Annotated in this window: 17 protein-coding genes; 15 read left to right on the top strand and 2 right to left on the bottom strand. The window is 65.0% G+C overall.

The annotated features are described in order from the left end of the window. The first annotated feature begins 159 nt into the window (after positions 1–159). The 11 genes from PQ627_RS03630 to PQ627_RS03580 all read left to right on the top strand — a co-directional run bounded on the left by PQ627_RS03630 (position 160) and on the right by PQ627_RS03580 (position 10,837). The gene (locus PQ627_RS03630; protein ID WP_274258478.1) at positions 160–1,077 is read left to right on the top strand and encodes a shikimate dehydrogenase; all 918 of its coding nucleotides are present in this window, start codon (positions 160–162) and stop codon (positions 1,075–1,077) included. After that, positions 1,077–2,948, top strand: a complete 1,872-nt coding sequence (locus tag PQ627_RS03625) for a bifunctional sugar phosphate isomerase/epimerase/4-hydroxyphenylpyruvate dioxygenase family protein (RefSeq protein ID WP_274258476.1) — start codon at positions 1,077–1,079, stop codon at positions 2,946–2,948. The genes PQ627_RS03630 and PQ627_RS03625 overlap by 1 nt, the downstream gene beginning before the upstream one ends. 41 nt (positions 2,949–2,989) lie before the next feature. Further along, positions 2,990–3,859, top strand: coding sequence for a protocatechuate 3,4-dioxygenase subunit beta (gene pcaH / locus PQ627_RS03620; RefSeq protein ID WP_274258474.1), 870 nt, complete (start codon positions 2,990–2,992; stop codon positions 3,857–3,859). A 4-nt stretch (positions 3,860–3,863) separates the two neighbouring features. Beyond that, the gene (gene pcaG, locus PQ627_RS03615; protein WP_262276545.1) at positions 3,864–4,463 is read left to right on the top strand and encodes a protocatechuate 3,4-dioxygenase subunit alpha; all 600 of its coding nucleotides are present in this window, start codon (positions 3,864–3,866) and stop codon (positions 4,461–4,463) included. Beyond that, positions 4,460–5,878, top strand: coding sequence for a lyase family protein (locus tag PQ627_RS03610; RefSeq protein ID WP_274258471.1), 1,419 nt, complete (start codon positions 4,460–4,462; stop codon positions 5,876–5,878). Before pcaG ends, PQ627_RS03610 begins: the two co-directional genes overlap by 4 nt. Further along, positions 5,871–6,674 (top strand): alpha/beta fold hydrolase, encoded by an 804-nt coding sequence (locus PQ627_RS03605; RefSeq protein ID WP_274258469.1) that lies wholly within the window; start codon positions 5,871–5,873, stop codon positions 6,672–6,674. The genes PQ627_RS03610 and PQ627_RS03605 overlap by 8 nt, the downstream gene beginning before the upstream one ends. After that, entirely contained in the window at positions 6,671–7,120 is a 450-nt protein-coding gene (gene pcaC / locus PQ627_RS03600; protein WP_274258467.1) for a 4-carboxymuconolactone decarboxylase, read from the top strand. The genes PQ627_RS03605 and pcaC overlap by 4 nt, the downstream gene beginning before the upstream one ends. Before the next feature lie 100 nt (positions 7,121–7,220). After that, complete coding sequence (locus PQ627_RS03595) at positions 7,221–8,438, top strand: thiolase family protein (RefSeq protein WP_274258466.1); 1,218 nt, start codon at positions 7,221–7,223, stop codon at positions 8,436–8,438. 5 nt (positions 8,439–8,443) lie between these two features. Continuing rightward, positions 8,444–9,136: a 3-oxoacid CoA-transferase subunit A gene (locus tag PQ627_RS03590; protein WP_274258464.1), complete on the top strand. Its 693-nt coding sequence runs from the start codon at positions 8,444–8,446 to the stop codon at positions 9,134–9,136. 2 nt (positions 9,137–9,138) lie between these two features. Further along, entirely contained in the window at positions 9,139–9,807 is a 669-nt protein-coding gene (locus PQ627_RS03585) for a 3-oxoacid CoA-transferase subunit B (protein WP_274258462.1), read from the top strand. A 232-nt stretch (positions 9,808–10,039) separates the two neighbouring features. Beyond that, on the top strand, positions 10,040–10,837 hold the full coding sequence (locus PQ627_RS03580) for an IclR family transcriptional regulator domain-containing protein (RefSeq protein WP_274258460.1): 798 nt from the start codon (positions 10,040–10,042) through the stop codon (positions 10,835–10,837). A gap of 9 nt (positions 10,838–10,846) precedes the next feature. Here the strand turns inward: PQ627_RS03580 and PQ627_RS03575 are convergent, their stop codons facing one another. Both PQ627_RS03575 and PQ627_RS03570 read right to left on the bottom strand, forming a co-directional pair. Then, positions 10,847–11,191 carry an iron chaperone gene (locus tag PQ627_RS03575; protein WP_274258458.1) on the bottom strand — a complete coding sequence of 115 codons (345 nt, stop codon included), beginning with the start codon at positions 11,189–11,191 and terminating at the stop codon, positions 10,847–10,849. A 40-nt stretch (positions 11,192–11,231) separates the two neighbouring features. Next, complete coding sequence (locus PQ627_RS03570; protein ID WP_144660636.1) at positions 11,232–11,630, bottom strand: RidA family protein; 399 nt, start codon at positions 11,628–11,630, stop codon at positions 11,232–11,234. A gap of 137 nt (positions 11,631–11,767) precedes the next feature. Between PQ627_RS03570 and PQ627_RS03565 the strand changes: the two genes are divergently transcribed. From PQ627_RS03565 to PQ627_RS03550, 4 genes are read left to right on the top strand one after another with little or no spacing between them, the layout of a single operon-like run. Beyond that, positions 11,768–12,598, top strand: coding sequence for a fumarylacetoacetate hydrolase family protein (locus PQ627_RS03565; protein WP_274258455.1), 831 nt, complete (start codon positions 11,768–11,770; stop codon positions 12,596–12,598). A gap of 30 nt (positions 12,599–12,628) precedes the next feature. Next, positions 12,629–13,111: a cupin domain-containing protein gene (locus PQ627_RS03560; RefSeq protein WP_274258453.1), complete on the top strand. Its 483-nt coding sequence runs from the start codon at positions 12,629–12,631 to the stop codon at positions 13,109–13,111. Between the two features lie 2 nt (positions 13,112–13,113). Continuing rightward, positions 13,114–13,980 carry an acyl-CoA thioesterase gene (locus PQ627_RS03555; protein ID WP_274258451.1) on the top strand — a complete coding sequence of 289 codons (867 nt, stop codon included), beginning with the start codon at positions 13,114–13,116 and terminating at the stop codon, positions 13,978–13,980. A gap of 46 nt (positions 13,981–14,026) precedes the next feature. Beyond that, complete coding sequence (locus PQ627_RS03550; protein WP_274258449.1) at positions 14,027–15,697, top strand: AMP-binding protein; 1,671 nt, start codon at positions 14,027–14,029, stop codon at positions 15,695–15,697. The last annotated feature ends 7 nt before the right edge of the window (positions 15,698–15,704 follow it).

The raw sequence follows: 15,704 nt of genomic DNA, 5'->3' as shown, positions 1-15,704 counted from the left end.
GAGCGTTTGCTGTCCCCTGGTTGGGTAGGGGGTGTGCGCCAAATGTTCGCGATAAGAACAAGCGTGCGGAATATGAACAACTGTAGTAATCTGGATAACACCGCGGGCGAAGCGTCCCTGAAACGCCACCCGCGGGACTGAAGTAAAAGGAGCTTGAGGATGAGCAACCGAGCCGAATCCGTTCTGGTGGGCCTGATTGGTGAAGGCGTCATGCCCTCGCTCACTCCGCCCATGCATGAACGCGAGGCCGATGTGCAGGGCCTTCGCTTGCTGTACCGCCCCATCGACCTGCTGGAACTCGCATTGCCGGCCACCGCCGTCGGGGATCTCCTCACAGCAGCCCAGCGGATGGGCTTCAACGGCCTCAACATCACGCACCCCTGCAAGCAGTTGGTGCTGGGGCACCTTGACGAAATTTCCGACGACGCCGCCCGCCTGGGTGCCGTGAACACGGTCCTGATCCAGGACGGCCGCTTCATCGGCCACAACACAGACTTTTCCGGCTTCGGTTCGGCGCTCGCCGACGGCCTGCCCGGAGTCAAACTCGATCGCGTCGTCCAGCTGGGTGCAGGAGGTGCGGGTTCCGCCGTCGCCTACGCGCTGCTCAAGGCGGGCACCAAACATCTCGACCTCGTTGACATGGACGCCGACCGGGCGAGTGAACGGGCCGCGGAACTTTCAAGTCTCTTCCCTGACACTGCCGTCACGCCGCGGGGCCTGGGGGAGTTGCCGGAGCTGATGCCCCTTGCCGACGGACTGGTGCACTGCACGCCGGTCGGCATGGCCGCGCACCCTGGCCTCCCCCTCGATATCGGACTCCTGGAAACCCGCCATTGGGTGGCGGACATCGTCTACCGTCCCATCGAGACTCAACTGGTCCGCGAAGCGCGCGCCAAGGGTTGCGCAGTGCTCGACGGCGGCCGGATGGCAGTTGGCCAGGCGGCCGACGCCTTCAAGCTCTTCACCGGAAGCAACGCCGACCGGGACCGCATGCGCACGCACTTCCTGGAGCTGATCGCACTGGAAGAAGCCGCAGCCTCGCTCACCGCCGGCCCCCTCGAAAAGGCGGCCCACTGATGCGTACCGGAATCGCCACCGTCTGCCTGTCCGGAACCCTGAGGGAGAAGATGCAGGCCTGCGCCATCGCGGGCTTCGACGGCATCGAGATCTTCGAACAGGACCTCGTCACGTCTCCGCTCAGCCCGGAAGACGTTCGCAAGATGGCGGCGGACCTGGGTCTCGGCCTTGATCTGTACCAGCCGTTCCGCGATTTCGACGGCGTCACACCGGACCTGCTGAAAGCCAACCTCAAGCGCGCGGAAGCCAAGTTCAAGCTCATGGCCCGCCTGGGCATGGACACCATCCTGGTTTGTTCCAACGTTGCCACGGCCACTATCGATGATGATGAGCTTCGGGCCGCACAGCTGGCCGAACTCGCCGAACTGGCCGGGGACCACGGCGTCAAGGTTGCCTATGAGGCTTTGGCCTGGGGCAAGTACGTCAACGACTACGAGCACGCTTACCGCCTGGTGGAGATGGTGGACCACCCAAACCTGGGGACGTGCCTGGACTCGTTCCACATCCTCTCCCGCGACTGGGACACGGCGCCGATCGAGGATATCAACGCGGAGAAGATCTTCTTCGTCCAGGTAGCCGACGCCCCCAAGCTGAGCATGGACGTGCTGTCTTGGAGCCGCCACTACCGGGTTTTCCCCGGGGAGGGCCAGTTCGAGCTCGCCAAGTTCATGGGGCACGTGGTCCGCGCAGGCTACACCGGACCCGTCTCCTTGGAGGTCTTCAATGATGTGTTCCGCCAGTCGGACGTGGAGCGGACGGCCGTGGATGCGATGCGTTCGCTCATCTGGCTGGAAGAACAGAGCGCCAAATGGCTGGCCAGCAGCCCGGCGGCAGGCACGGCCGAGACCCAACAGAACTCCCGCCGTCGTTATCCCATGGAACTGGCCACGCTGCCCAAGGTGAACGAGCCCGCCGGGTTCAACTTCGCCGAGGTCAAGGCCGATGACACGGTCCAGCTGGAGAAGCTCCTTGGTCAGCTCGGCTTCGAATTCGAAGGCCGGCACCGCACCAAGGACGTCCAGCTGTGGACCATGGGCCAGGCACGAGTGATCATCAACGAGCAAGCGGCCTCGCACACGGAACCGGCTATTGCCGCTTTGGGGTTCGACGTCGACTCTCCAGCAATTGCCTCCGCCCGCGCCCAGCAGCTCAAGGCCCCCGTGGTCGCCCGCAAGGTGCAGGCGGACGAGGAAGTGTTCCAGGGCATTTCCGCGCCGGACTCCACCGAGATTTTCCTCTGCCAGGGAAATCCGGACGGCACGGCTGCCTGGACGCACGAATTCGGCGAAGGGCTGGAGCACCCGCGCGCACAGCAGAACGCCGTCATCGACCATGTGAACCTCGCCCAGCCATGGCAGCACTTCGACGAAGCCGTCCTCTTCTACACCAGCGCGCTGGCCCTGGAACCGCAGCCGTTCGCCGAGGTGCCCAGCCCCAGCGGCCTGGTGCGCTCGCAGGTCATGCAGACCAGCAACGGCGCAGTCCGGCTGGTGCTGAACCTCGCTCCGGCGCAGCAGGCCGAAAAGGCACGCAAAACGTACCAGGAACACATCGCGTTCGCAGTGGACGACCTCGTGGCAACAGCCCGGTCAGCACAGGAGCGTGGCCTCGAGTTCCTGCAGATTCCGGCCAACTACTACGAGGACCTGGATGCGCGGTTCGATCTTGAACCCGGCTTCCTGGACACTCTCCAGGAGCTCAACCTCCTGTATGACCGGGACGCCAAAGGCGAATTCCTCCACTTCTACACCGCCACAGTCGGCAGTGTGTTCTTCGAAATGGTGGAGCGCCGCGGCAACTACGACGGCTACGGAGCCCCGAACGCACCCGTCCGCCACGCCGTCCAATACGACTCACTCCACCGGGCATAGCCGCCCGATCCAGTAGAAGAATCCATAGAAAGGAGCCGGTTGTGCCGCAAGATAACACCGCACAAGCTCTCGAATCCGAGGAACTCGTGCCGCCAGCTGAGCCGCACGCCGCGCATGAGTCCAAGAAAGTGGAAACGCAGGCGGACCTCAGCGCAGAGATCAAGGCGATCGGCGACCGTTATGCCGAGGCACTGAAGAACGGCAAGGCACCGGAAACCATGCCGCGCCTGGACTACGCGCCCTACCGCAGCTCCATCCTGCGCCACCCCACCAAGAGCCTGCACCACGCGGACCCGGAAACCATCGAGCTCTACTCGCCGGCATTCGGGCACCAGGACGTGCACGCACTGGAATCGGACTTGACCATCCAGCACAACGGCGAGCCCCAGGGTGAACGCATCATCGTCTCCGGGCGCGTCCTTGATGGTGACGGTCGTCCGGTTGCCGGGCAGCTCGTGGAAATCTGGCAGGCCAACGCCTCCGGACGATACATCCACAAGCGCGACCAGCACCCCGCACCGCTCGACCCGAACTTCACCGGCGTCGGACGCTGCATCACGGGCGCCGACGGCTCCTACTCCTTCACCACCATCAAGCCGGGCGCGTACCCGTGGAAGAACCACCTCAACGCCTGGCGCCCGGCCCACATCCACTTCTCCATGTTCGGCTCGGAGTTCACCCAGCGCATCGTCACCCAGATGTACTTCCCGGGCGACCAGCTCTTCCCGCTGGACCCCATCTACCAGTCGATCGTGGACCAGGACGCCCGCGACCGCCTGGTGGCGCAGTACGACCACGAGCTGACCAGCCCCGAATGGGCCCTCGGCTACAAGTGGGACATCATCCTGACCGGCTCCAAGAGGACCTGGACCGAGAACGAAGCATTCGGCGACGCCGGGGACGAGGAGTAAGCACATGAGCAAGCTGACACCCACACCGGGCCAGACCGTCGGACCCTTCTACGGCTACGCCCTCCCCTTTAACAAGGACAACGAGCTCCTGGCACCGGGCAGCCCCGGAAGCATCCGCCTCCAGGGCACGGTGTACGACGGCGCGGGCCACACCATCCCGGACGCGATCCTGGAAATCTGGCAGCCGGACTCCGAGGGCAACATCGTCCAGCGCACCGGCTCCCTGGTCCGCGACGGCTACACCTTCACCGGTTGGGGCCGTGGCGCCGTGGGCAACTCGGGCGTCTACACCTTCACCACGGTGAACCCGGGACCGCTCAAGGCTGGAGCGGCGCCGTTCATCTCCGTGGCAGTCTTCGCCCGTGGCCTCATGAACCGCCTCTTCACCCGCGTGTACCTGCCCGAAAACGAGGAAGCGCTGGCCAACGATCCTTTGCTCAGCTCCCTCGACCCCGAGCGCCGCAAGACCCTGATCGCACGCCGCGATCCCGACGGCGGACTCACCTGGGACATTCGCCTCCAAGGTCAGGACGAGACCGTGTTCCTGGACTTCCAGCAGGACGGTTCGCTGGATCTGGCGTCCGAGGAGTCGGCAGCATCATGACCGACGGCGACTTCGGCCTCCTCAGCCCCGTTACTGCCTCACCTAAGGTGACCGCACTGACGGGCGACCGTGCCGTGATCGCGGCGATCCTCGACGTCGAAGCCGCCTGGGCGGCCGTCCTCGAGGAAGCCGGGCTGGCCCCCCAAGGGGCTGCCGCTGTGGTGGCCGAAGCCGCCGACCCCGGTCACTACGACCTCGCCGTCATCGCCGAACGCGCCCAAGGCGGCGCCAACCCGGTGATCCCGCTGCTCGGTGAACTCCGGGCCCGCGTGCGCAGCCTGGATGCAACCGGGATCGGCGCGGGCAAAGCCGTCCACACCTCTCTCACCAGCCAGGATGTCCTGGACTCCGCGCTCATGCTGCTGGCCGGCCGCACGGTTTCGGCGTTGCTCACTGAAGTGAAGAGCACGACGACGGCGCTCGCCGGCTTGGCCGAACAGCATGCGGACACGCTGTGCGTGGGCAGGAGCCTGACGCAGCATGCCCTTCCGTACACCTTCGGGCTCAAGGCCGCGCAATGGTTCCAAGGAGTGGCTGCTTCTGCCGCGCGTCTGGAGTCAGTTGAGTTGCCGGTCCAGTTCGGCGGTGCCAGTGGAACGTTGGCCTCCGGGTCCAAACTGACTGCAGGCTCTGACTCCACGCCGTTCACGCTGGCGGATGCGCTGGCTTCCAAGCTCGGCTTGGCTGCGGCTCCGGCTCCGTGGCACACCAACCGACTGGCCGTCACGTCCCTGGGCGATTCCCTGGCATCCCTGCTGGATGCCTTCGGCAAGATCGCCTCGGACCTGGTGTTCCTGAGCCGCCCGGAAGTTGGCGAACTCGGGGAACCCCTGGCTGCCGGACGCGGGGTTTCCTCGGCCATGCCGCAGAAGCAGAACCCCGTGCTGTCCGTGCTCATCCGCAGTGCGGCACTCCAGGCGCCGGGTCTTGCTTCCCAGCTCCACCTGGCCGCTGCGAGCTTCAACGACGAGCGGCCGGACGGTGCCTGGCACACGGAGTGGCCCGCGTTGCGTCGGCTGCTTGCGTTGGCTCTGGGTGCCGCGCTCCAACTCCGGGAACTCACAGAAGGACTCCGGGTGTTCCCCGAGGCCATGCGCCGGAACCTGGAGATCTCGGGTCCGCTGCTCCTTAGCGAAGGTGTGGCGGCCGCCCTCGCACCTCTCCTCGGCGAGGACGGAGAGCAGAAGCTGCAGGCCGTCGTCGATCAAACCCTGGCAGCTCCGGCAGCTGAGCAGGCGGACACGTACAGCAAGCTCCTGCGCGAGGCCGTCCCGGACGAAACCCTCTCCGACCGTGAACTCGACGCCCTGCTGGACCCCGCGAGCTACCTCGGCGAGGCCGCGGAAATAAGCCGTCGCATACTCGCCGCTTACCCCGAATTCACCGCTTCAACGAAGGGAGCCCATCGTGGCTAAGCCAACCGTCAAGGCTGTGCTGCTGTCCCCGCAGCGCGAACTCGGAGCCAAGCCGCTCCTGGTGGTGGGCCCGTCTCTGGGTACCTCCACGGTGCTGTGGTCCGAAACCGCCGCCCTCCTCGGCGACGAGTACGACGTCATCGGCTGGGACCTGCCCGGCCACGGCATCTCGCCGGCCGCCACGGAAGGTTTTGATGTCGCGGAACTGGCGGACGCCGTCGTCGATCTTGTCGATTCCGTAAGCCCCGGCGCAAGGTTCCATTACGCGGGCGTTTCACTGGGCGGGGCCACCGGCCTGCAGCTCGGCATCAAGCACGGCGACCGCCTCCGCAGCCTGTCCGTGCAGTGCAGCGGCGCGAAGCTCGGCACCCCGGAAGGCTGGCTGGAGCGGGCGGAAACCGTGCGGAAGCTGGGCACGCCGGTGATGATCCAAGGCTCGGCTGAGCGCTGGTTCGCCAAGGGCTTCATGGACCGCCAGCCCGAAATCAGCAGTCGGCTCCTGCACGCCCTCCGCGACGCAGACCGCTTCAGCTACTCGTTCTGCTGCGAAGCCCTTGCCGCGTTCGATGTCCGCGAGCAGCTCGGCAGCATCACTGTCCCCACGCAGGCGGTTGCCGGCGTCGAGGATACTGTTGCGCCGCCGTCGGTTGCTGAGGAAACTGTCTCGGGTGTCCGGGCGGGCGGAACCTACGCCGTGGCGGAAGCGCTCGACGGCGTGGGCCACCTCGCGCCTGCCGAGGCGCCCGCCGTCGTGGCTGGTTTGATGCGGAACTTCATGAAGGAGAACGGACAGTGAGCATCTCTTCAGAGCGGAACTCATCCGAGCGGAACGGGGCTGTCCAGCCCGAGGCTACCGCGCAGGAAATCTACGACGCCGGCATGGTGGTCCGCCGCGAAGTGCTCGGCGACGCACATGTGGACCGCGCTAACGCCGCGAAGGATTCCTTCACCGAGGACTACCAGGACATGATCACCAGGATCGCCTGGGGTGGAATTTGGACGCGGCCGGGGCTGAGCCGGCAGATGCGTTCTGCAGTGACGCTGACTGCACTGGTGGCGCACGGTCACTGGGAGGAGCTGGCCATGCATGTCCGGGCTGCCCTCAACAACGGCCTGAGCAGGGACGAGATCAAGGAAATCCTGCTCCAGACCGCCATCTATTGCAGCGTCCCGTCGGCCAACTCGGCGTTCAAGACGGCCCAAAAGGTCTTCGCGGAAATCGACGCCAACTCACCCAACTAACCCCCGCTCACCCAACTAGGGGACAGCACCTGTCCCAATGGGGGCTCATAGCAACGTTTGCTGTCCCCTGGTTGGGCACCAAAGAAACGAAGGAAATCTTATGAACCAGGCATTTGTGTACGACGCCGTGCGCACGCCGTTTGGCAAGTTCGGCTCCGGGCTTGCTGCTGTCCGACCCGATGACCTCGCGGCCCATGTTGTGCGCGAGTCCGTTCGCCGGGCTCCCGGCTTGGACGTTGAGCGGATCGATGAGGTGGTGTTCGGCAACGCGAACGGTGCCGGCGAGGAAAACCGCAACGTTGCCCGCATGGCGACGCTGCTGGCTGGCCTGCCGGTCTCGATCCCGGGCACCACGGTGAACCGCTTGTGCGGTTCGTCCTTGGATGCGGCGATCATCGCTTCCCGCCAGATCAACGCCGGCGACGCCGATGTGGTGCTGGTGGGTGGCGCGGAGTCGATGTCCCGTGCGCCGTGGGTGCTGCCCAAGACGTCCAAGCCCTACCCGGCCGGTGACATGACCTTGGCCTCGACCACGCTCGGTTGGCGCTTGGTGAACCCGGCCATGAACAAGGACTGGACCATTTCCCTGGGGGAGGCCACGGAGCGGTTACGCGAGAAGTACGGGATCACCCGTGAGCGTCAGGATGCTTTTGCGGCGGATTCGCACAACCTGGCCGACGCTGCGTGGAACGAAGGCTTCTACGATTCTTTGGTTACGGCGGTTCCGGGGACGGACCTGGTCCGTGATGAGGGAATCCGTGCCGGCTCTTCGGCTGAGAAGCTTGCCGGGTTGAAGACGGTCTTCCGTCCCGAGGGTTCAGGGCCCGACGGCGGTACGGTCACCGCCGGGAACGCCTCGCCGTTGTCTGACGGTGCCTCTGCGGCGTGGATCGGGTCGGAGGCTGCTGCTGGGATTCTGGGGTTGGAGCCGTTGGCCCGCATCGCCGGACGAGGTGCCCATGGCAACGATCCCCAGTTCTTCGGGTTTGCCCCGGTGGAGGCCGCGAACAAGGCCCTCGCGAAGGCGGGCATCGGCTGGGACCAGGTGGGCGCCGTCGAACTTAATGAAGCGTTCGCCGCGCAGTCGCTGGCATGCATTGACGCGTGGGGGATCGACCCCTCGATCGTGAACCGCCACGGCGGTGCGATCGCAATGGGCCACCCGCTCGGTGCCTCCGGGACCCGCATCCTTGGCACGCTGGCCCGTTCGCTGCAGGCCTCCGGGCAGCGCTGGGGCGTGGCCGCGATCTGCATCGGCGTGGGGCAGGGACTGGCAGTAGTGCTGGAAAACGTAACCTCTGGCGTTGAAGGAGCTTAAGGGCGATGTTGAATTTCATTGACACTGTTGACGAGGCCGTGGCCGGGATCAAGGACGGTTCCACGGTGATGATCGGCGGTTTCGGCAATGCCGGGCAGCCGTTCGAGCTCATCGATGCGCTGATGGATTGCGGCGCGAAGGACCTGACCGTGGTGAACAACAACGCCGGCCAGGGCGACCAGGGCTTGGCATTGCTGATCAAGGAAGGCCGCGTGCGGAAGATGATTTGTTCCTTCCCGCGGCAGTCCGATTCCTGGCACTTCGACGCGAAGTATCACGCCGGGGAGATCGAGCTGGAGCTGGTTCCGCAGGGCAACCTGGCCGAACGCATCCGTGCTGCCGGGGCCGGTATCGGTGGCTTCTTCACTCCCACGGGCTATGGCACCACGCTGGCCGAGGGCAAGGAAACCCGGTTCCTCGATGGGAAATGGCAGGTCTTCGAGACTCCAATCCACGCCGACGTCGCCCTGATCAAGGCGCTCAAGGCCGATGGCAAGGGCAACCTCGTGTATCGCAAGACCGCCCGGAACTTCGGGCCCATCATGGCCGCCGCGGCGAAGCACACCATTGTGCAGGTCTCCGAGATCGTGCCCACGGGTTCGCTGGACCCGGAGAACGTGGTGACACCGGGGATCTACGTGAATTCGGTGGTCCGAGTTGCAGCAGCTGCTGGTTCTTCGAACGGAAAGGTGGCCTGAGCATGGGCACGCAGACAAGCATCCAGACCTCCGAGAAGCCGCTGGGCCGCGATGAACTGGCCCAGTTGGTGGCCCGTGACATCGCCCCGGGCTCGTTCGTAAACCTGGGCATCGGGCAGCCTACGCTGGTTTCGAACTACCTCACCGAGGACCAGAACATCACCCTCCACACGGAAAACGGGATGCTCGGCATGGGCCCTGTCGCCGAGGGGGATGCCGTTGATGGCGACCTGATCAACGCCGGAAAGATCCCCGTCACTGAGCTTCCCGGCGCCTCCTACTTCCACCATGCCGATTCGTTCGCGATCATGCGCGGCGGGCACTTGGACATCTGCGTCCTCGGTGCGTTCCAGGTCTCCGCGACCGGTGACCTCGCGAACTGGCACACCGGCGCACCGGACGCGATTCCCGCCGTCGGGGGCGCCATGGACCTGGCCACTGGTGCGAAGGACGTGTTCGTGATGATGACCCTGCTGACCCGTGACGGCGCCTCGAAGCTGGTGGAACACTGCACCTACCCGTTGACCGGCGTCGGCTGTGTCACCCGCGTGTACACCGACAAAGCCGTGTTCCTCACCGGACCGGAAGGTGTCACCGTCCGCGAAACGTTCGGCTGCACCTTCGAGGAAATCCAGGAACTCGTACCGCTGCCCCTCAAAAAGGCAGAGTAGGCCTCACAAGTTTGGCCCACTCCGTTGTGAGGCCCGCTCTGCGCGTTATTTCTCCGCGAGAGACCGCAGAGTAGGCCTCGCAACGCATGGTTCCCCCGTTGTGAGGCCCGCTCTGCATGGCATCCCTTAGCCGGGGCCCACGCCGCCCGGGGTCCCCTCGCCGAGCTTGCGAGGTTAGGAAGGCGGCGGGGGCGCAGAGCGGGCCCCACAACGCAAACTACGATTGGTAACCATGAGCGACTCCGCAACGACCCCGCAGGCCAGCGACCAGTACGTGCAGTCGTTGGCCCGGGGTCTTGCTGTGATCCGGGCATTCGATGCCAACAACCCGGTCATGACCCTCAGTGAAGTCGCTGCCCGCACGGATCTGACGCGGGCCACGGCCAGGCGATTCCTGCACACGCTGGTGGAGCTCGGCTACGTCCGTACCGACGGCAAGACCTTTGCGCTCACGGCCAAGGTGCTGCAGCTGGGCTACTCATACCTTTCGGCGCTGTCTTTGCCGCAGTTGGCTCAGCCGCACCTTGAGGAGCTGTCCCTGAAGCTGGGGGAGTCGACGTCGGCTGCGGTGTTGGACGGGCAGGATATCTTCTACGTTGCCCGGGTGGCCACCAAACGCATCATGAATGTCGGCATCACGGTGGGCACCCGTTTTCCTGCCTACGCCACCTCGATGGGCCGCGTATTGCTCGCGGGCCTGCCGCCGGCAAAGCTGGATTCTTACCTTGAACGGGTCGAACTCAAGCCGCTTACCCCGCGAACCGTCGCCAGCGTGTCCGACTTGAGGACCGCCGTCGAGCGTGTCCGGAAACAGGGTTGGTGCCTGCTGGACCAGGAACTGGAACTTGGCCTGATGTCCATTGCGGCGCCGGTCCACAACCGCAACAACGGCGATACCGTGGCGGCGATCAACGTGTCGCTGCAGGCACAGGCAGTCGCTGCGCAGCCGGAGGGGTATGTGGACTCAGTGCGGGAGGCCGTCGTGGCAACCGCGGACGCGATCTCCCAAGACGTCTCCGCCAAGCACTGAGTACAAAAACTACTTGCGGATCGCCGCCAGCCGCGTCTCCAGGATCCGGCGCACCATGGAGTCGGGCACGGGGTTGTCCACGGAGAACCGCAGGGTCCCCGGCGACCACGAGTATCCGCCCAGCTCTTCGGACATTTCGGGCAGGATCTGGCCGCTGAACGGGTACAGGGCAAGGTGCTTCTTGGTTTCGAGCACGCTCACCAGGCCCTTGCCCTCGACCAGCAACGCAGGCATCCCGTAACTGGTGCCTTCTTCGGCGTCAGGCGCCAGTTCCCGGGCAATCTCCACGATCCGCTCCAGGACGGGTCGGCTCGTGGCGCTGACATTCTCCAAGTACTCCGTGACGGTTCCCATGGGCCAATGCTGCCGCACGCCCGTCCGGGAGGCCACTAACTCAGCGCTCCGGAATCACCGCGATGCCCTGGATTTCGATCATCGCTTCCTTCTGCCAGAGGCGCGTGACGCCGATGCCCGCCATGGCCGGGTACTGGGAGCCGGCCATCTCACGCCAGATACGCCCGATCTCGCGGCCATTGGCCATGTAATCGTCCACGTCCGTGAGGTAGATGGTCACGTTGACCAGGTCCTCGGGTTGTCCGCCGGCTTCGCGCAGCGTGGTGAGGACGTTCGAAAACGCCTGCGTGAACTGCTCCACTATCCCGCCGGGAACGATGTTCATGTCCTTGTCCAGCGCTGTCTGCCCGCCCAGGAAAACGGTGTTTCCGGCGAGCATGCCGTGGGCAAATCCGGACGGCTTGGGCAGCGATTCCGGGTTGATGGTCTTGTGGCTCATGGTGGTCCTCCTCGGTTGTGGCAGTTGCGAAAACTTTTGAAAAGCCCCTATGCAGATCATTCCCGCCCTGCTACGTTGAGCATATGTGACGATCGTAAAAAAGTCGACACATCGAATATCTCGAAGGGAACCCAGCGATGAAACTAGCCACCCTGCGCATCTCGGGCGGACGTACGACGGCGGCACTCGCCACGGGCGACGGTACTTATGTCGCGCTTCCGGCCACTGATGTGGGCGCTTTCCTGAACCGGAAGAATTGGCGACTCATCGCCCTGGCAGCCGAGGGTGAGGAGATCAGCAACCCTGACTTCGCTCCCTTGCTCCCCAATGCCGGAAAGGTAATCTGCTGTGGCCTGAACTATGGCGACCACATCCAGGAGATGGGCCGGGACCTCCCCGAATACCCAACACTGTTCGCCAAGTACGCGGACACCTTGGTCGGCGCGAACGATCCTGTAGAAGTCCACGGGAGTGGGCGCGTCGACTGGGAAGCCGAGCTGGCCGTCGTCGTGGGTTCCGAGCTGTACCAAGCGGACGAGGACCAGGCGCGCGAGGCAATAGCCGGCTACACCGTTGCCAACGACGTCTCCATGCGCGACTGGCAAAACCGGACGCTGCAGTGGTTCCAGGGCAAGGCCTGGGACCGGACCACTCCGGTAGGCCCGGTGCTGGTCACCGCGGACGAGGCCGGGGAGCACTTCCAGGTCAAGGGCTACGTCAACGGCGAGCTCGTCCAGGACGGCAACACCCGCACGCTCGTCTTCGGACCGGCGCAGTTGCTGTCCTACATTTCGCAGTTCACCATCTTGCGTCCTGGCGACCTCGTCCTCACGGGGACGCCCGGGGGAGTGGGCATGGGTATGACCCCGCCGCGCTTCCTGCAGGACGGCGACATGCTGGTCACCGAAATCGAAGGGATCGGCCGGTTGGAAAACCGCTTCGCGATCCACGCACCCGTCCACGCCTAAGAACACAGCCTTAACAAGAGGAGAAACCCCATGAGCCAGGCCACCACCGAATACCGCCTCGAAGGCGACAACTCCATCTACGCCCAGCCGGACGGCAAGGTAGTCCCTGTCGTCACCCGTGCCGGCGAAGAGGACACCAACACGGCCCAGTCCGGCGACTGCATCCGCGTCTCCGGCGTCAGCATCCAGCACACCCCGGCAACCAAGATTTGGTTCGGCCAGGTCTCGAACACTCCCGGCTACCGCTCGCTGCCGCACCACCACGGCGAAGCAGAAACCGGCGGCTATGTTCTCCGCGGCCACGGACGCATCTACTTCGGTGAGAACTACTCAGAGTTCATTGATATGAAGGCTGGCGACTGGGTGTTCGTGCCTCCGTTCATGCCGCACGTCGAGGCGAACATGTCTGTCACCGAGGAACTTGTCTGGCTGACCGCCCGTACGCCGGAGAACCTCGTGGTCAACCTCGAGGACGTCCCGGACGAGACCCTCGCCGACTACCGACGGGCCTAGCCATGATCGCGGGAACCCTGACGTCGGAGACCTTCCTCCGGGCCGTTGAGTTGACGAAGACGGAAGCCCAGGTCTTCGACGAAGCCTATGAGGCCACTACCCAGTACGTTCCGTGGCCCAAGGCTTACGGTGGAGACATGGTGGCTCAGGCCGCAGCGGCGATGATGCGCTCAGTGGATGCCGACCGGCAACTCCACTCGATGCACAGCTATTTCATGCGCCCCGTGGATATCGGTTCTACGGTCCGCTACGAAATCGAGCGACTGCGGGATGGCCGCGGTTACTCTACCCGCACGGTCCGTGGTTTCCAGAACGGCAAGCCCGTATATGCCGCGATGGGTTCCTTCCAGGTTCCCGAAGACGGGCCGGACTTCCAGCCCGAGGCGCCTGCCGCCGTCGAGCCTGAATCGCTGCGCTCCGCAGCAGAGGCGCTCACCGGAAGCGAAGGGCCTGCCGCCGAGTATTGGGGAACCGGCCGAAGCTTCGACATGCGGCATATTTCCGGGCCGGTATATGTGGAGCTGGAGGGTGGAACGGCCCCCCAGCAGGCAATCTGGGTCAAGGCCTTCGACACCCTGCCTGATGACGCCAGCCTCCAGCGCACGGCACTGGCCTACGTGTGCGACTACACCATCCTTGAACCGCTGCTCCGGGTCAACGGCCTCAACTGGTCCAGCCCCGGCCTCTCCACCGCCAGCCTTGACCACTCGATGTGGTTCCACCGCGACGGCCGGGTGGACGACTGGGTGCTCTACGCCCAGGAAGCCATCTCCGGCCAAAGCAACCGCGGCCTCGCCATGGGCCGCTTCTTCGACCGTCAGGGAAGACTCCTCGCGACCGTGGCCCAAGAGGGCATGATCCGCGCCTGACACCCCCATCCCCAGCCCCAACGACGCACCACTGAAAGGAACGGCCATGAGCATGTTGCCATCGGCCCACGTGGACACGTTCACCCGAGACCACCTGCCGTCCACCGATACCTGGCCGGCGTTCGAATTCACCCTCCCCGAACTGAACTACCCGGACCGGCTCAACGCCGCCGCCGTGCTGATCGACGACGCTGTCGCCCGGCACGGCGCCGACCGCCCCGCCCTCCGCACCCCAGACGGCGTTGTCTGGACGTACGGCGAGCTCCAGACCCGCTCCAACCAGGTTGCCCAGGTACTCACCGAGGACCTTGGCGTCGTCCCGGGCAACCGCGTCCTGCTTCGCGGCCCGAACAACCCGTGGATCGTCGCGGCATGGCTGGGCGTCCTGAAAGCCGGCGCCGTCGTGGTCACCACCATGCCCATGCTGCGCTCCACCGAAGTCTCCACGATCATCCAGCTCACCAAGCCGGTGGTCGCCATTTCGGACCACCGCTTCGTGGACGAGCTCGCGGTCGCGGCGGGGGAGGACGTGACGGTCCTGACGTACGGAAAGAACGACGACGGCGACCTCACCGCCCGCTGCTCGCGCAAGAGCGGGGAGTTCACGCCAGTGGACACGTCCTCGGACGACGTTGCCCTGCTGGGGCCGACGTCCGGAACCACGGGCGTGCCGAAGGTGACCATGCATTTCCACCGGGACATCCTGGCCAACGCGGACACCTTTGCCCGGTACATCCTGGAGCCCACGGCTGACGACGTCTTCGCGGGATCTCCTCCGCTGGCCTTCACCTTCGGCCTTGGCGGACTGGTGGTCTTCCCGTTGCGGTTCGGTGCATCGGCTTTGCTGACGGAAAAGGCCGGTCCTGTGGAACTGGCTGAGCGGGCAGCAGAGGCCGGAGCCACGGTGCTCTTCACTGCACCCACCGCCTACCGGGCCATCCTCAAGGAGAAGCGCGGAGACCTGCTCAGCGGCCTCCGGGTTGCCGTCTCCGCGGGCGAACACCTGTCCAAGGAAACGTGGGAAGCCGTCCACGAAGCTACCGGCCAGCGATTGGTCAACGGCATCGGTGCCACGGAAATGCTGCACGTGTTCATCTCGGCGGCCGGGGACGACATCCGTCCGGGTACCACGGGCAAGGCCGTGCCAGGCTACCGCGCAACGATTCTTGACGCGCAGGGAAACGAACTTGCGGCAGGACAAACCGGACGTCTGGCGATCATCGGACCCACGGGCTGCCGGTACCTGGACGATCCCCGCCAGGCGAACTACGTAGTGAACGGCTGGAACGTCACGGGGGACACGTTCTCCATGGACGAGGACGGCTACTTCACTTACCAGGCACGCTCGGACAACATGATCGTCTCCTCCGGGTACAACATCGGCGGGCCCGAGGTTGAAGCGGCCATCGACCAGCACCCGGACGTGGTGGAAAACGCGGTCATCGGCATCCCGGACGAGGAGCGCGGCAGCATCGTGTGCGCGTTCGTGGTCCTCCGCGAGGGCGTCACCGGAGATGCTGCCAAGCGCAAGGAGATCCAGGACTTCGTGAAGCAAACCATCGCCCCGTACAAGTACCCCCGCGATGTCCGCTTCGTCGCCGAACTTCCACGCAATCCCAGCGGCAAACTGCAGCACTTCAAGCTGCGCGACCGCGTCCTCGCGGAGGACATTTCCAGCACCAACGAACTTACCGCCGCAGGCCAGAGCCAGGCGTAGAAGGAGC

Source organism: Paenarthrobacter sp. AB444 (genome assembly GCF_028736865.1).
GTDB lineage: Bacteria > Actinomycetota > Actinomycetes > Actinomycetales > Micrococcaceae > Arthrobacter > Arthrobacter nicotinovorans_B.
The sequence above is the reverse complement of the archived record's forward strand: the minus strand, read 5'-3'. Positions and strand labels throughout refer to the sequence as shown.

What these genes read in the sequence shown, in the direction of transcription:
- PQ627_RS03590 (WP_274258464.1), top strand. Translation starts at nt 8,444, where the DNA reads ATGTTGAATTTCATTGACACTGTTGACGAGGCCGTGGCCGGGATCAAG.
- PQ627_RS03575 (WP_274258458.1), bottom strand. Translation starts at nt 11,191, where the DNA reads ATGGGAACCGTCACGGAGTACTTGGAGAATGTCAGCGCCACGAGCCGA.
- PQ627_RS03550 (WP_274258449.1), top strand. Translation starts at nt 14,027, where the DNA reads ATGAGCATGTTGCCATCGGCCCACGTGGACACGTTCACCCGAGACCAC.
- pcaG (WP_262276545.1), top strand. Translation starts at nt 3,864, where the DNA reads ATGAGCAAGCTGACACCCACACCGGGCCAGACCGTCGGACCCTTCTAC.
- PQ627_RS03580 (WP_274258460.1), top strand. Translation starts at nt 10,040, where the DNA reads ATGAGCGACTCCGCAACGACCCCGCAGGCCAGCGACCAGTACGTGCAG.
- PQ627_RS03585 (WP_274258462.1), top strand. Translation starts at nt 9,139, where the DNA reads ATGGGCACGCAGACAAGCATCCAGACCTCCGAGAAGCCGCTGGGCCGC.
- PQ627_RS03625 (WP_274258476.1), top strand. Translation starts at nt 1,077, where the DNA reads ATGCGTACCGGAATCGCCACCGTCTGCCTGTCCGGAACCCTGAGGGAG.
- PQ627_RS03555 (WP_274258451.1), top strand. Translation starts at nt 13,114, where the DNA reads ATGATCGCGGGAACCCTGACGTCGGAGACCTTCCTCCGGGCCGTTGAG.
- PQ627_RS03570 (WP_144660636.1), bottom strand. Translation starts at nt 11,630, where the DNA reads ATGAGCCACAAGACCATCAACCCGGAATCGCTGCCCAAGCCGTCCGGA.
- PQ627_RS03630 (WP_274258478.1), top strand. Translation starts at nt 160, where the DNA reads ATGAGCAACCGAGCCGAATCCGTTCTGGTGGGCCTGATTGGTGAAGGC.
- PQ627_RS03565 (WP_274258455.1), top strand. Translation starts at nt 11,768, where the DNA reads ATGAAACTAGCCACCCTGCGCATCTCGGGCGGACGTACGACGGCGGCA.
- PQ627_RS03560 (WP_274258453.1), top strand. Translation starts at nt 12,629, where the DNA reads ATGAGCCAGGCCACCACCGAATACCGCCTCGAAGGCGACAACTCCATC.
- PQ627_RS03610 (WP_274258471.1), top strand. Translation starts at nt 4,460, where the DNA reads ATGACCGACGGCGACTTCGGCCTCCTCAGCCCCGTTACTGCCTCACCT.
- PQ627_RS03595 (WP_274258466.1), top strand. Translation starts at nt 7,221, where the DNA reads ATGAACCAGGCATTTGTGTACGACGCCGTGCGCACGCCGTTTGGCAAG.